We start from the raw sequence: 16,027 nt of genomic DNA on the forward strand, positions 1-16,027 counted from the left end.
TCCTTCGCTCCTACATTGAAAATACGCTCTTGTTCTTCAGCACATATTCCGTTCCAGAATATACGGTCATTACCAGGGATGCCCAGAACACCAGCATGCCAATGGTCTTCAGCTGCGGAACCGGACCTACCGCAATAATCAGGATGATTACGGCAACCATCTGCAAAACGGTCTTGATTTTACCGCTCATGGCCGCAGCAATAACGATTCCCTCGGATGCCGCCACGGTGCGCATTCCGGAAACAACAAATTCCCGCGCCAGAATAATAATCAGCGTCCAGCCCGGAATGGTCCCGTTTTCCACAAACAGACACAATGCGGAATACACCAGGATTTTGTCCGCCAACGGATCCATAATCTTTCCGAAGTTGGTCACCAGGTTGCGTGCTCGGGCAATTTTTCCATCCAGCATATCCGTCAGCGACGCGACGATAAATAGCGCAAATGCCACAAAGAACCATTTTTCCATATAGGCTGCAATGAAAAACGGCACCATGATAATTCGAAGAACGGTCAACTTATTTGGTAAATTCATGTGAAACCTCCTCACCATACAAATCATATTCTGAACTGTCTGTTACATTAACGAACACAATATCTCCCGGCTGATGGGATGTCGTTCCGGTGAATTCCACCGCATCATCGATTTCCGGCGCATCGTACCGAGTTCGACCCAGGTACCGGCAGGCCTCTTCATCCACGGCCTCATCCACCATCACCTCGTAGGTCTTTCCGATTTTCTCTTCATTCAGAGAATCGCTGATTCCCGACTGAAGGCGCATCAGCACCTCTACACGTTCATTTTTCGTCTCTTCATCCAGCTTTCCCGCCATCCGATAGGACAGGGTTCCTTCTTCATCGGAAAAAGCAAATGCGCCCAACCGAGGAATCCGTGTTTCTTCTACAAAATCCAGGAGCTCGTTGAAATCTTCTTCCGTCTCTCCCGGGAATCCCACGAGAATTGTGGTTCGAATATGGATATCCGGAATTTCTTTTCTCAGCTTCGCAATCGTCTTCCGAATCGAATCCCCGGTGGATTTTCGGCGCATGCCCTTCAGCACCGGATCCGCCACGTGCTGAATCGGAATATCGATGTAGTTGCAGATTTTATCCTCCTGCTTCATGGTTTCAATCAGCTCATCGGTAATTCCGTCATCGTACACGTACATCAGACGAATCCACCGAATTCCGTCCACCTTACACAATTCGTGCAGCAGTTCCGGGAGCATCGCCTTGCCGTACAGGTCTTTCCCGTAATACGAGGTGTCCTGAGCAATCACAACCAATTCCCGAACGCCTGCCGCCGCCATATCCTCCGCTTCGCGCACGCAGTCCTCGATGCGCTTGCTGCGATACGGTCCGCGAATCTTCGGAATCGCACAGAACGCACAGGTGTTGTTGCACCCTTCGGCAATCTTCAGGCTGGCAGTGTAGGTTCCCTCCGGAAAAACGCGTTTCCGATACGGAAGCACATCTTCCACTTCCCCCTGCACTTTGTCGCCGGTGCTCTCCGCCAGCAGCAATCCCGGCAGGTCGTCGTAATCGTTTACGCCGGTGAACAGATCCACCTCCGGAATCTCCTTGGACAAATCTTCGTGGTAGCGTTCGGAAAGGCAGCCGGTAACCACCAGTTTCTTGCTCTCCCCTTTCAGTGCCGCCATGCTAAAAATATGTTCGATGGATTCCACCTTTGCGGCCTCAATAAAACCGCAGGTGTTTACAATCAGGATGTCCGCTTCTTCCGGCGAATCCGCCAAGCCGCATCCCCGTTCCAGCAGTTGTGCCGCTAAATTCTGGGAATCGTACTCATTCTTCGCACATCCCAAGGTGTCAATAAAAATTTTTTTACTCATGTGTCGTTTCCTCTGCTCCGTTATTCTGCGAATCAATCGCGTCGTAATATTCTTCTTCTGTATAGAGCACCTGGCGCGGCTTGCTGCCGTCCGCCGGGCTGATAATCCCTCGGGCTTCGATTTCATCAATGATGCTGGCCGCACGGTTATATCCGATACGGAACCGTCGCTGCAGCATGGACACTGAAGCCTTTTTCTGTTTCAGGATAAACGCAATGGCATCCTCTGTCAATTCATCGGAAACCTCTCCGTACTGGGATTTTTCCGGTGTTTCAATGGTTTGAATCACCGACTCATCGTAACCGTTCTCCCCCTGCTTTTTCACAAATTCAATGATTCGCGCGGTCTCCGAATCAGAGATATACGGCCCCTGAATTCGGAGGGGCTTATTCTCGCCCACCGGGGAATAGAGCATATCGCCCTTGCCCAAAAGCTTCTCGGCGCCTCCCACGTCCAGAATGGTTCTAGAGTCCACCTGAGAAGACACGCTGAACGCAATCCGAGACGGGATGTTGGCCTTAATCAAACCGGTCACCACATCTACCGACGGTCGCTGGGTTGCCACAATCAAGTGCATTCCGGCTGCCCGGGCCAGCTGTGCCAATCGGCAAATGGATTCTTCCACCTGAGACGGTGCCACCATCATCAGATCCGCCAGCTCGTCGATAATAATGACGATTTTCGGCAATACCTTATCCGGCTCCTGATTGGCTCTCATCAATTCGTTGTAGGAATCCAAATCCTTTACGCTTTCTTCGGCAAAGAACTTGTACCGCTGAGTCATCTCGTTTACCGCCCAGTTCAGCGCAGCCGCCGCTTTCTTCGGATCTGTCACCACCGGAACCAGCAGATGGGGTATTCCGTTATAATTTCCCAGCTCCACCACTTTCGGATCAATCAGAATCAGCTTCACCTCATCCGGCAAAGCCTTATACAGCAAGCTGGTGATAATCGTATTGATGCATACGCTCTTTCCCGATCCGGTCGCTCCCGCAATCAGAAGATGCGGCATCTCTTTCAGGTTCGCAATTACATTGCGTCCGGAAATGTCCTTTCCCACCGCAAAGCTAATCTTCGATGCAGCGTTCCGAAATTCCTTGGAATCAATCAGTTCCCGAATGGAAACCATATCCGGTTTCTCGTTCTCCACTTCAATTCCCACGGCCGCTTTTCCCGGAATCGGGGCCTCGATTCGGATGCTCTTCGCCCGAAGGTTCAAGGCGATATCATCTGCCAGCTTCGTAATGCTGCTGACCTTTACACCCACCGCCGGCTGCACTTCGTACCGCGTTACCGACGATCCCTGGGTGACATTCAGCACCCTCGCATCCACATGAAAATTCTGCAATGTATTCTCCAGCAAAGCCGCCTTCTGCTGAAGCTGATGTTCATTCATCTGCATCTGCTTTGCCCTCGGCTTCTTCATCAAATCCACAGGCGGGAACACATAGGATGTGGCCGGAATCTTCTTGGCCAAATTCTCCTCCGCCTGAAGCGCCATCTCCGTATTTTCCAGTGCCGTCGGAGTATTCTCCTTCCGGATTTCTTTGATATTTTCCGTAGCCGCGGGTGTCGACAATGCCGACACTTTTTCCGGTTCCGCATTCAGCCCCATCGACTCCGTCGTTGCCGAATCCACACTTATAAAATCATCCATAAAAGGATTCGGCGCCGTAGCCGCGTTTTCCGGCGATGCAAAGCCTCCCGAGAGTCCCAGTCCAAGACCTGCGCCGGAAGCATTTCCGCCGTCCAGCCCAAAACCGGTATTGTCATACGAAGAATCGCCTCCGTCCAGTCCGTACTGCAGTGATTCTGTTTTCGGTTCCTCCGGCAGTTCTGCCGGTATCTCCGAAATCGTCGGATCTTCCTTTTTCGGCGTTACAATCGACTCGCCGAAATCCGCTCCCTCTAGGTTCTGCATGAAGTTTTGCCGAGCCCCTTCCTCCATCGGAAATGCCAGCGGGTTCTTTACCTGCGGCACCGAATGAGATGGGGTGATAATCGGGACGCCGCTCTCTTCCGGCATGGTCTTCGCCTGAGCCTCTCTCTTCTCGGTCAGCATTTCCCGAAGAATAGTCTTTTCTTCCCGTTGCTCTCGTTTCTTGCCTAGATACTTGGAAATCGGCGTATCCGCAACCAAGAGAACGGAGATGGCAATCACCGCCACCGCAAAAATAATCAAGCCCGGTTTTCCCAGCAGCTTGATAATCAATCCTCCCAGCCACATGCCGAAAACGCCGCCGTTCCGAAGCTGAATTCCACCGTCGAAAAAATCACCGATTGCGGAGATGGACAGCTGTATGTTCGTCTCATCCAAGTAACGATAGGAATTCAGAATACACAGCACGACAAAAATCAGGAAGGAGAAAAATGTCGTCCTTCCATTGATGTGCTGCATTTTTCGAAGGAACAGGCAGAGAGCCAGCGCAATAAAATAATACGGCAAAGCATACGCCATCAGCCCAAAAAGTCCAAACGCGAGACTGTGAATCGCATTTCCAAAGGTGCCGGTGGTGTTCAGCTGCGTCGTAATCACCAGAAAAATTCCTACGGCCAAAAATATGATGCCCCAAATCTTATCCAGAATGCGGTAATCCCGTTTCCGCTGCTCCTGAAGCTCTCGAATCTGCTCCTGCCATTCCTTTAGATGCGGAGAGGATGCAGTTTCTTTTGTTTTTGCTGCAGTTTTTTTCGTCTGTTTTTTCTTCTTTCCAGAACCGACTGCCATCGTCCCTCCCTGTATATCACTCAAAATAAGCTAAACCTAAATATCGTATTATTATACTCCATATTCAATTGGATTGCAAAATCCGTATACTTTGCATAAAAAAAGTGATTCAAGCTATGCTTGAATCACTCACAATCAAACATCAATTAGTTTTCGTTTACAACGTCTTTTCCGTCGTAGTAACCACAGTTTGGACAAACTCTGTGCGGAAGCTTAGGCTCATGACACTGAGGACAAATTGAAAGTCCAGGAGCGCCCATCTTCATATTCGCAGACTTTCTGCTTCCAGTCTTTGCTTTTGATGTTTTCCTCTTAGGTACTGCCACTGTCGACACCTCCTTATAACTCTATCTGATTTTGTTTATTTACGCGTTACAACAATTAATTATAGCTTTGCACATGCATATTGTCAAGTCTTTTCTAAATTATTTTATAACTACCCTTCGGCAGTTGTCGGAACCGTCCCAAACCGATTGACCGGTCATCAGATTATACACATCCGAAGCCAGTACATCCATCTGAAGCATCCGGGAATCCAACCCGCATTTGTTGATATTATCCACAAAAGGCAGTCGATTCCATTCGTTTCTCTTGGTTTCCCGAAGAATTTCCCGACCTCTCTCGCTGAAACCCAGTACCCGCAGGTATTCCGGCGACCGATTCTGCAGTTCAACGGTAATCCCCAGAAGAATCTGATACAGCCACCTGGAAATTCTGGTATAGGTATATCGCTTGGATTTCGTATTCAGAATCAGCTCATCCAAGGACTGCGCCTTTCGAGCTGCCTCCTTCAAGCGGTTTCCCAGACCTTCTCCTCCACCCGGAGCAGAGTCCAGTTCCTCCGGTGTTTTCATGAGAATCGCATATCTAATTCCTTGAAACCATTTCTCTTCCGAAATATGGAAATCCAGTTTCTCGGAAGACCAGGGTACCCGATCCTCCGGCAGTCGATTTTCCGAAATCGCCTTTCGGATTCCGGTACTGCTCCAGAATTCTTTTTCCGGTGAATCCGTCTCGTGATATCCGGCTCCCTGTCGCTGCACGGCAACCGGTTTCATAGCCCGGATATTCTTCAGGTATTCCAAAGCCAAAATATCGTTAGATGCCTGATACATAGAGACTTCCTTCATGTCGGATTCTCTCAGTACATTCTCCCGAGCAATGGGGTAGCTCTCCCCCGACTTTCGGCGCAAAGCAATCTTCCGGCGAATTTCGGACTCATGTTCCCGCATATAGTCAGAAACCTTCCGCAATCCTTCCAAATCACCGGATTCGCTTCCGAACGCAATGTGGGTAACTCCACCGAAAGCCTCCAGCAACTGAACTCCAGAAGCCGCATATATCGCGGCATTTCCGAGGCAGTGTACCGTCGGAATCTCCAGCACCAAATCGACGTGGTTTTGCAAGGCAATCTCCGTTCGCTGCCATTTATCCAGAACAGCCGGTGCGCCTCGCTGTACGAAATTACCGCTCAAGGCACATACCACGGCACTCGCCCCCGTCCGGCGCTTCGCCTCTTCAATCAGATAGCGATGGCCGAAGTGCATAGGGTTGAATTCCGCAACAATTCCAACGATGTTACTCTTCATCTTCTCCGTAGGATGCATAGCGGTCATCAGAAGCCGCTTCCCGGCTCTGAATGCGCTCTGCCATATCCCGCATTTCCTGACGGTTGCTGTTCACCTGGGTGTTGATTCCATTCAGCATCTCCGTGAAGTGATCGTTCATCGGCTGAATGTAATCGGTCGCCAGCTTTGCGATTTCATTCTGCATATCGTACAACATCTTGTCGATGTATTCGTAAGAACGCAGCTTCATGTACCGTCCGTGGCTCTCCGCCTCTGCGATTACCGCACCGGCACGTTTCTCTGCTTCTCTCTTGATTACATCCGTCTCCACAAGATATTCTGCCTGCTTCTTCGCTGCAACGATTACCTTGTCGTACTCTGCTTTTGCTTCGTTGATGATTCGATCCTGTTCATCCTTCACCCACTGTGCCTGCTGAATATCCTTCGGCATGCTGAGTCGAATGTCGCTGATAATCTGCGAAATCTCTTCGCTATCCACAATGGCCTTGTCCGAGAAAGGAACCTTCGAGGCAGTCTCCAGGATATCTTCCAATTCATCCAGCAGCTGCATTACTTTAATGGATGCATCACTCATAGCATTAATCCTCCCATTTATACATATAAATTCGAATTATGTCCGTCTTCTGTTCGCTCTACAAATTTCCGCTGAATCGCTTGCAGCGCACACTCCGGCAAAAGGCCGGATACATCGCCTCCCAAAGACGCCACTTCCTTTATTAATGAAGAACTGATAAAAGAATATTTCGGATTCGTCATTAAAAAAATGGTTTCCGTACTTCCGGTGTACAATCGATCGTTCATCTGCGCCATCTGAATCTCATATTCGAAATCCGTTGTCGCGCGAAGACCTCGAATCACTGCACTGAACTGCTTCCGGTTTACATAATCCGCTAAAAGGCCGCCGAAACTTTCCACTTCCACATTGTCGAGATGGGTCGTCGCCTCCCTCACTACCTGAATTCGTTCTTCCAGTGTCAGAATCGGTTTCTTTGAGTTGTTCACCAGAACTCCCACTGTAATCGAATCGAACATATGTGCCGCCCGTTCCACGATATCCAGATGACCGTTTGTGATTGGATCGAAAGAACCGGCATACAATGCGGTACGTTTCATATTTTCACCTACCTCTTCAGTTAATTCTATCAAAATACAACAAGCTATGCAACCATTTTAGGCTCTTGTGTAGATATCCACTCCAATGGTTCCGTACTTCTTCTCTTTCATCTTTTTCAGGCCGGCAATTTCCTCCGGAAGAGTTTCTTCGTACAGATGTTCTGCAACAATTAAGCCTCCCTCCGCAAGGAGGTCGTTCTCCATTATTTTCTCGATTGCTTCTTCGTAATAGCCGGCCCGGTACGGCGGATCCAGGATAATCAAATCCATTTTTTTCTGCAGAGAATCCAGGCACTTTCGGAAATCCATCGTGGATACGGTGGCCTTGTCATTCGCCTTGCAGTGGTCGATGTTTTCCTGAACGATAGCAACATGCTTTCTGGAACAGTCATTGAACCGACAATGACCCGCCCCACGGGAAAGCAGTTCCAATCCCAGCACCCCGGATCCGGCAAACAGATCCAGAACGTTGGCCTCCGGAATTGACGGCATCACCATGCTGCAGATGGCCTCCCGAACCTTCTCGGTGGTCGGCCGGATATCCGCCGGAAGCTCAATTTTTCGAAATTTATAATCTCCCGCATTAATTCTCATTGATTCACGCTCCTTATTTTTTCTATAGCAATATTTATATCGTATTCTCGTAATTATCCCAAAGGTACTGCTTCATTTTGTTTCGCACGTTTTCATCCAGATGAAGCAAATCCATCTCTTCCACATCCTCTTTTGCATATTGAAGAATGTGTTCGTATTTCAGAAATTCTCCTAACATGCTCATGCTTCCGTGCTGCATGGTTCCGTGCACATCTCCCGGTCCGCGAAGGCGATAATCTTCCTCACTAATCAGGAACCCGTCATCCGTCTCCTGCATAATCTGAAGTCGATCCGCCGCACCTTCCGAATCGCTGTAGTTTACCAGCCAGCAGTAGGACTGCCGATTGCTCCGCCCCACTCTTCCGCGAAGTTGGTGCAGCTGCGCCAGTCCGAACCGATCGGCATTCTCGATAACCATCACAGTGGCTTCCGGCACATCGATACCCACCTCGATTACCACCGTGGATACGAGAACCTGAATCTTTCCTTCAGCGAACTCCGCCATAACTCGTTCTTTTTCCGAAGGGTCCATCCTTCCGTGAAGCACGGCCACCACCGCCGGGGAAAACCATTTTTTTGCCTCTCGATACAGTGCTGTCACGGAAACCATTTCTTCCCCTTCATCGATAGCCGGCGCCACGATATAGGCCCGATTTCCGCCTTGAACTTCTTTTTTCACCTGAGCATACGCCTTCGACCGCAAGCGGTGATTTACCACCCGGGTGATGATGCTCTTTCGCTCTGCCGGTCTGGACCGAATCATGGAAAAATCCATATCTCCGTACACTGTGGCCTGAAGCGTCCGCGGAATCGGCGTTGCGGACATGACCAGCACGTTAGGAATTCGGGATTTCTCCATCAGCAAACGCCGCTGATTCACACCAAATCGATGCTGCTCGTCGGTAATCACCAGTTCCAGGTTCTGAAAAATCACATTCTCCTGGATGATGGCATGCGTTCCCACCACCACATCGGCCGTTCCTTCCCGAATTTCCTGAAGCACCTTCTTCTTCTCCGGCGCACTCAAAGCGCTAATGAGCAGAACACAGCGAATCCCCAGAGGTTCAAAATCCTTCGACAGCTTCTCATGATGCTGCCGCGCCAGAATCTCTGTGGGCGCCATGAACGCACACTGTCCGCCGGTCGCCGCCACCCGGTACAGCGCCGTCTCCGCCACCGCCGTCTTACCGCAGCCCACATCTCCCTGAACCAACCGATTCATCGGTCTTGAAGAGCTCAAATCCTGCTGAATGTCCCACACCGCACTTTTCTGACCCTCCGTCAGCTCGAAGGGCAGCTTCTCCAGAAACGGCGTCAGATCGGTTTCCGCCACCGAGGAATCCCCCGCCTCGTGACAGAGCTGCGCTCGATTCCACTGCGTGACAAGTTGGTATAAAAACAATTTTTCATATATATAGCGCGACCGAGCAATCCGATACCCCTGCAGCGATTCCGGAAAATGAAGTTGTTCGTATTTATATTTTTCGGTGCAGAGTTTTCGCTTTCGAATCACGTCCTCCGGAATCCATTCCGCATCGTATTCCAGTGCCTGCAGCGCATACTTAATCCACCGATTGAAATCATTGGTGGTAACGCCCGCCGTACACCCGTATACCGGGAGATATCCCTTTCGCTCCAGATCCTTCGCACTGCCTTCCGGACAGATTTCCGGATTGTCAAAAATCGGCAAATCGTCCCAGCCCCGTCTCCGGCATCTGCCAAAGACGACGTACCCTTTATTCAGCCGCAGATTTTTATCCAAGAAAGGCATATTGTAGAACCACACCTTGTATTGACCGTATCCGTCCCGAAAGATGCATTCCAGCATCGGGGTTTTTCCGTTTCGGCCGCCGTACGCGCTGAACCTCTTTCGCTCCAGCTTTCCGGCAACGCGATACTCCCCGCCGTCTTCCAAATCCTTGGAAAACCAGTTCCACCGCCAATCCCGATACCGCACCGGAAAATGGTCCATCAAATCCCGTACCGTGGCGATTTTCAGCTTTCCGAGAAGCTCTTTTTTCTTCTTCCCGATACCTCGAACCGAGGCAATGTCATCCGATAATTTCAGCATCCCGTCACTCTTTTTCCCGTACATTTCTTCTTCTCAAGGTATACTTTCTTCCCACCGGCTGCTTCCCGCCCTCCGGCAGAAAGCCCATGATATTCATTCGAATTTCCGCCGGTTTCTCCAGGCACAGCACGCCGAAATCTTCCTCCACCATGTTAAACAATTGCTGAGAAGCTCCCGCCAAAGTTCCGTGAACGGCCGCCACCGCAAAAATATCCACGTGAATGCCTTCCGACTTCTCCCGGATTTCGACGGAATTTCCAAGCTCATGGTTTCCGGTAAAAATACCCTTCCGAAGCAGCTTGCCTTTCCGATTGCACGGCAGCAAGGTATCTTCAAAAGAAAGAAGGTTGTCCACAATCATCCGGGTAATTGCACTTCCCGCGACGGAAATGACACCGTATTCATTCTTCGACATCGTTGCCATATTGAAACCTCCTTCACCTCGTATCGAATAAATTGTATCACAGCGCAATTGCTCTGCATACAATATTTGCATATAAAAAAAGTCTTAAACGGAAATCCGTTTAAGACTTTTACACAGCCTGTATGGACTAGATGGCACGGTTAACCTTGCCAGATCTCAGACAACTTGTGCAAACATTCGCCTTTCTGACCGAACCGTTCTCACTGACTCTTACTGTCTGAATATTCGCATTCCATTTTCTTCTGGAGTGTCTATTCGAATGAGAAACAGCGTTTCCCGAAGTCTGTCCCTTACCGCAAACTTCACATTTCCTGGACATTTGCCGCACCTCCTTTGTTCTCAAAAATTTACATCTCATTTGACGCAATTAGTATTATAGCACACTTTCACAATCCCTTGCAACAGTTTTTTTATTTTTTTCACTTTTAAAATCTGCTGAATCGGGTTATAATGAATTCGGTTAATTATATATGGAAAGACGGTATAATTCAATGACAAAAAAGAAAAAAATCATTTTGTGTATCGCAGTGTTCGCCGCGGTGGTGATTGGAATCTTCAGCTACAGCATCGCTCGCCTGAATCGAATGTACGACCTCGTGGATAAAAGAGAACTGAGCAACATGCGAGACTCCATCGAGAGCCATATGGAAGATGTTGACAGCACCGACCGCATCACCCACCTGCTCACCGACTGGTGCGATGTGAATAACGTAAAGTTTACCATCGATGACAACAAGAATGTGATTATCCGAAAGACGAATTCCAAGGCGGACAAACACACTCCGACCACCGTGCTGGCAATGGAATACAACAACAAAACTTTTCAGCAAGACATCTCCGCCTATGCAGTTGCGGAATACTTCGCAAAGCACGGGCTCAACCACGGCGAAGTGAACGTTGTCTTCCTTTATAATGACAACAATCACCACACCGGCGCACGGAATATTTCGAAAAAATATATTCCGAAGAAATCTCGAATTATCTTGCTGACCCAAGGGGAATCTTCTTATATTTCCCGCAATTCTTTCGGGAACAGCCTTCAGACGGTGTCGATCCCTTATAAAAAGGTTTCTCGTCGGTGCGACTCCGCACTCCGAATTCGAATCGGCGGCATTCCGACCGGCGTTCCTTCTCAATCTACGGCCGCACAACCGAACCCGATTTCGCTTCTGGGAAACATTCTCACGCATCTGAAGAGCAAATCCGTTTCCTTCCAGCTGGCGGATGTAAAGGTCGAAAATAACGGCAATATGTCCCCTACCGGAATTCAGGCCACAATTCTAATTGATTCCTATTCGATGGAATCCGTGACCACCTATTTGGACGACCGGATTGAGGACTTTGAGGATGACAACAAGAAGGATTTTCCGGATTCCTACTATGAATACAAGGAGCTTACGGAACAGTTGCCGAGCACGGCCTATTCCAAGAAAGCGGTAAATCGCTTGATCACCTTCCTCTACACCTTCAAAAACGGCACCTACCGCTTTGACAAGGACAACGTCCCGGAAGGATACAAGGAGAAAGATATCTTCGGCATCAACAGCATTCAGAATCTCAGTGCAGATTCCTCCACGCTGAACCTCCGACTTAATACGATGGGCATGAACGACAAATATCTTAAGCAGATTGTAAAAGAAAACCTCAACGCTGCTGAGTTGTCCGACGTGAAAATCAATACAACAATCACCGATTCTCCTTATGAGAATACGAAAAACGAATTATTCCAATTGATTCAGGATGCATATAACAAAGCCAATGACGTTTCCACCGTCGATGCAACGATTCCGGAAAAGCCGGATTGCGGTTTCACAATTCTGACGTTCCTTTCCGCTAAGAATCGGAACATGGATGGAATTCATCTGCAGATTACGGACAAGACCGCCGCAAAAATTGCCAACGGCATTCTGAACAGTCCGATAATGGACCGAAACATTTTTGGATTCTAACGAACACCGAATCGAATCAATCATCTTGTTTTTAAATTCAAAAAAGCTACAAGATGTATCCATATTATGATATAATGGAATATCTTTATGGGAGGATATAACATGCAAAAAGACAACGATCAGCGGACTGACAAAGATTTAGAAGTAGAAGAATATCTTTCTCAGTTCGGCGCCGACGAAGAAGTTCAGGATGATACGGATATCTCGTCCTTCTTGATTGACGATCCGGAAGAATCCTTGAATGCAGAATCGACTCCTTCAGAAACGGAATTGGAACCGGAGCTTGTAGATGAAGAACCTGAAACGGATGCCCCACCTTCGGAAGCAGACGATTTCGATTTCGAAAGCATCGATTCCCGCAATTCCGATGAGACGGATTTGAATCTGGAAGATCTAAACGACGACATTGCCTCGGATGCCGATTTGGAGAGCTCCGATGCGGCAGCAGGTGCAGCCTACGCTAATTCATTGATATCATCTGAAAGCGAAACTGCAGCGGCAGATGCCGAGGAGCCGATTGAAGATGGCGCATCGGAATGCCCGGACTCCGATGCTGAAGAAGATGTCTCCAAAGAATCAGAAGAAAATGCCACAGAGGATGTAACACCACTGGAGGTCATTGACGATACTGATACGGAACCGGATGATACCGGCCTTCCCCTTTCCGATGATGATGTGATTGAGGCTGATGACACAGCCGAAACAGAAACGGAAGTGCCTCCGACGGAGGAGCCTGCCGAGTCAGAAGAAAATGCGGATGAAAATCCACACGATGAGGGAAATTCACACGATGCCGAAGAAACAGAACCGGACGAAGTTTCTTCGGAAGACTTGATTCGAAGCAAGGAAATCTCCGCCGTTTCCGATGTTCTTCTGGAAGACGACGCAGCAGATGTCAAAGAAATAAAGGAACCGAAATTAACTCGCCAGGAAAAGAAGGCTGCTCGCCAGAAGAAAGGCAAACGCGCTGCTCGTTTCCTTTCTCTTTTCGTGGAGAATCCGGATTACGATTCCTCTCAAGGAGAGACTATAGTGAAAGAAGGAAAGCACATCAAGAATAAGCCGAAGAAATTCAGCTTCTTCCATCTTTTCCGAGATATTATCCTCGCCGGTGTTCTCTGTGTCATGATTTTCATCTGTTATTCCTTTGTGATTATTACAAAGGCCCCGAAAATTGATCCGGTGAACATCTACGACAATATCCAGCAGAGTTCTGTCATCTACAATGATGAAGGCAGAGCAGTGGATTCGGCCTACTACACGCAGGACCGGAAAATCTGCAAATATGAAGATATGCCGGAAAACCTGGTAAACGCCTTTGTTGCACTGGAAGACAAAACCTTCTGGAAGCACCACGGTTTCAACTGGACTCGTATGATTGGTGCGGTGTTCCAGTCCATCACCGGCTCCGGAAAAATCAGCGGTACCAGTACCATTACCCAGCAGTTGGCGCGTAACGTCTATCTGCCGGAAACCATGAGTACCCGAAGCATCAAGCGTAAAGTGCTGGAAATGTACTACGCTGCTGTAATCGAAAGAAAGCTCTCGAAGAAGGAAATCGTCGAAGCCTACCTGAACACCATTTATTTGGGCTTCGGTAACTACGGTGTCGAAGCGGCATCCGAATCTTATTTTGGAAAGAAGCCGAAAGACTTATCGCTGGTACAGTGCGCTTCTCTGGCAGCTCTTCCGCAGGCACCGGACAGCTACGCACTGGTTCAAATGCTGGGTAGCGGTGAAACACCGGATGACAACGATACCATCATCAAAAAACGTCCGAACAAATACGTTGCTAACGACGAATCCAAGAATCGCCGGGAAACCTGTCTGGCGCTGATGAAGGATCAGGGTTACATCACCGAAGACCAGTACAACAAAGCCAAGGGACAGAAGCTGACGAAGTTCTTGAATGCACAGCTTTCCAACAAGGCCAGCAAATATTCCTACTTCCATGAATACCTGTTGGATGAAGTTATTCAGGATCTGATGGAGAAGTACGATTATTCCGAAGACAAGGCAACGGATTTGGTATACACCGGCGGTTTGAACATCTACTCCACGGTAGACTCCCATGCCCAGGCAATGATCGTAAAAGAATTCAATAAGGATTCCAACTTCCCGTCTATCGCCGGTTACAGCACCGACGGAAACGGAAATATCATCAATTCCGGCGGCGGAATTATGTTGTATTCCTACCGCAACTTCTTTAACAGCAAGAATGAATTTAAGCTGAAAAGCCAGGAATGCAAAGTTAACGAGGACGGTTCTCTGACCATCAAATCCGGCTACCGCTTGAACATCTACAACACCAGTGCCGGTTACAGTTTGGAGTTCAAACCGACTTACGTGAATGAAGGCGGCAAGCTCTACATGTATAACGGCGGATACATCAATATTCCGGAGAAATACAAGAGCATGGATGACAACGATAATCTTGTCATCTCTGCTAAATTCTTCAAGAAGTATCCGGATTGGATTAAACTGGGCAAAAACACGGCAACCATCACCGAGAATGCCTATACCCTTCCGGAGAAAACCATCGAGCCGCAGGCATCCATGGTTATCGTAGAGGTCGGAACCGGTAAGATTAAGGCGATGGTAGGCGGACGAAAACAGCAAGGACGTCAGCTTTACAACAGAGCACTGAATCCGCGTCAGTCCGGATCCTCCATCAAGCCGATTTCCGTATATTCGGGCGCACTCCAGAAGAGTTATGACCTGGCATCCGAAGGAAAGAAATTCCCGTTCAAGGATACCGGCCATGACCGACAAGGCAGCAAGTATTATGGCGATTACCTGACCGCGTCCTCCGTTATTGTGGATGAACGAATGACCTTTAACGGACAGACCTGGCCGCAGAACGCCAGCAACTCCTTCAGCGGTGCGGTAACGATGCGAAAGGCATTGCAAAATTCCATCAACGTCTGCGCCGTTAAGCTGGAACTCCAGGTCGGTGCGGAGTACATTGCCGATCTTGTGGAGAAATTCGGAATCACCACTTTAGACCGGGAAGGCGGTACCAACGACTTGAACCCGGCAGCATTGGCTCTGGGTGGTCTCACCAACGGTGTTATTCCGCTAGAGATGGCACAGGCCTATGCGGCATTCCCGAATGGCGGTGTGCGTCAATCCTCCATTGCATATACCAAGGTCACCGACCGCAACGGAAAGGTACTGCTCACCAGCAAGTCTGAATCCTCAAAGGTGCTGGATGAAGGCGTTGCCTTTGTCATGACAGACATGCTGAAATCCGTTGTCAGCCAGGGAATCGGATCCCCGGCTGGAATCAGCGGCGTACAGGCCGGTGGTAAAACAGGTACGACCTCCAGCGAGTTCGATATTTGGTTCGATGGATTCACCCCATCCTACGCGGCAGCGCTGTGGATCGGAAACGACGTGAACATGCAGCTCACTTCCATGTCCGGACCGGCTGCAGCTCTGTGGGGAAAGATTATGAACCAGATTCCGAAAGCGAAGAAGGGACATTATAAATCCCAACCAAGTGACGTAACTCACGTCAACGGCGAATACTATACCAAGGGAACGGAAAGCGGACGTTCCACCTACTTTGCCGATCGAGCACGTGAAGCGGCTCAACGAAAAGCCGCCGCTGCCAAGAAGAAAGCGGCATCATCGAAAAAGAGTTCTCACGACGATCACGACGACGACGATGATGATTAATCTTTAGAACAAAAGAAGTGTATCT

At 49.0% G+C, this 16,027-nt stretch carries 13 protein-coding genes; 2 read left to right on the forward strand and 11 right to left on the reverse strand.

Translation table 11 applies throughout. The features are described 5' to 3' along the window. Positions 1-10: 10 nt before the first annotated feature. The 11 genes from pgsA to rpmB all read right to left on the reverse strand — a co-directional run bounded on the left by pgsA (position 11) and on the right by rpmB (position 10,730). On the reverse strand, positions 11-535 hold the full coding sequence (pgsA, locus tag PUE40_RS07430) for a CDP-diacylglycerol--glycerol-3-phosphate 3-phosphatidyltransferase (RefSeq protein WP_154554455.1): 525 nt from the start codon (positions 533-535) through the stop codon (positions 11-13). Then, a complete protein-coding gene (gene rimO / locus PUE40_RS07435) occupies positions 519-1,853 on the reverse strand; it encodes a 30S ribosomal protein S12 methylthiotransferase RimO (RefSeq protein ID WP_154554454.1) in 1,335 nt (444 codons plus the stop codon). The genes pgsA and rimO overlap by 17 nt, the downstream gene beginning before the upstream one ends. After that, positions 1,846-4,581, reverse strand: a complete 2,736-nt coding sequence (locus PUE40_RS07440) for an FtsK/SpoIIIE family DNA translocase (RefSeq protein WP_277672375.1) — start codon at positions 4,579-4,581, stop codon at positions 1,846-1,848. Before PUE40_RS07440 ends, rimO begins: the two co-directional genes overlap by 8 nt. A gap of 146 nt (positions 4,582-4,727) precedes the next feature. Next, the gene (gene rpmF, locus PUE40_RS07445) at positions 4,728-4,907 is read right to left on the reverse strand and encodes a 50S ribosomal protein L32 (RefSeq protein ID WP_277672376.1); all 180 of its coding nucleotides are present in this window, start codon (positions 4,905-4,907) and stop codon (positions 4,728-4,730) included. A gap of 99 nt (positions 4,908-5,006) precedes the next feature. Continuing rightward, the gene (locus PUE40_RS07450) at positions 5,007-6,197 is read right to left on the reverse strand and encodes a tRNA(Met) cytidine acetate ligase (protein WP_277672377.1); all 1,191 of its coding nucleotides are present in this window, start codon (positions 6,195-6,197) and stop codon (positions 5,007-5,009) included. After that, positions 6,160-6,744 carry a hypothetical protein gene (locus PUE40_RS07455; RefSeq protein ID WP_154554451.1) on the reverse strand — a complete coding sequence of 195 codons (585 nt, stop codon included), beginning with the start codon at positions 6,742-6,744 and terminating at the stop codon, positions 6,160-6,162. The genes PUE40_RS07450 and PUE40_RS07455 overlap by 38 nt, the downstream gene beginning before the upstream one ends. 17 nt (positions 6,745-6,761) lie before the next feature. Beyond that, entirely contained in the window at positions 6,762-7,283 is a 522-nt protein-coding gene (coaD, locus tag PUE40_RS07460) for a pantetheine-phosphate adenylyltransferase (RefSeq protein ID WP_277672378.1), read from the reverse strand. A 57-nt stretch (positions 7,284-7,340) separates the two neighbouring features. After that, a complete protein-coding gene (rsmD, locus tag PUE40_RS07465) occupies positions 7,341-7,934 on the reverse strand; it encodes a 16S rRNA (guanine(966)-N(2))-methyltransferase RsmD (RefSeq protein ID WP_330681560.1) in 594 nt (197 codons plus the stop codon). Continuing rightward, positions 7,912-9,948 (reverse strand): ATP-dependent DNA helicase RecG, encoded by a 2,037-nt coding sequence (gene recG, locus PUE40_RS07470; protein ID WP_277672379.1) that lies wholly within the window; start codon positions 9,946-9,948, stop codon positions 7,912-7,914. The genes rsmD and recG overlap by 23 nt, the downstream gene beginning before the upstream one ends. 4 nt (positions 9,949-9,952) lie before the next feature. Further along, the gene (locus tag PUE40_RS07475; protein WP_277672380.1) at positions 9,953-10,372 is read right to left on the reverse strand and encodes a hypothetical protein; all 420 of its coding nucleotides are present in this window, start codon (positions 10,370-10,372) and stop codon (positions 9,953-9,955) included. A 127-nt stretch (positions 10,373-10,499) separates the two neighbouring features. Continuing rightward, positions 10,500-10,730, reverse strand: coding sequence for a 50S ribosomal protein L28 (rpmB, locus tag PUE40_RS07480; RefSeq protein ID WP_330618867.1), 231 nt, complete (start codon positions 10,728-10,730; stop codon positions 10,500-10,502). Positions 10,731-10,863: 133 nt separating this feature from the next. Here rpmB and PUE40_RS07485 point away from each other — a divergent pair, with 133 nt between their 5' ends. Both PUE40_RS07485 and PUE40_RS07490 read left to right on the forward strand, forming a co-directional pair. Beyond that, entirely contained in the window at positions 10,864-12,321 is a 1,458-nt protein-coding gene (locus PUE40_RS07485; protein ID WP_277672381.1) for a zinc-binding metallopeptidase family protein, read from the forward strand. 102 nt (positions 12,322-12,423) lie between these two features. After that, complete coding sequence (locus PUE40_RS07490) at positions 12,424-16,002, forward strand: transglycosylase domain-containing protein (protein ID WP_277672382.1); 3,579 nt, start codon at positions 12,424-12,426, stop codon at positions 16,000-16,002. Positions 16,003-16,027 lie beyond the last annotated feature (25 nt).

The organism is Mogibacterium kristiansenii, assembly GCF_029224645.1.
Lineage (GTDB): Bacteria > Bacillota > Clostridia > Peptostreptococcales > Anaerovoracaceae > Mogibacterium_A > Mogibacterium_A kristiansenii.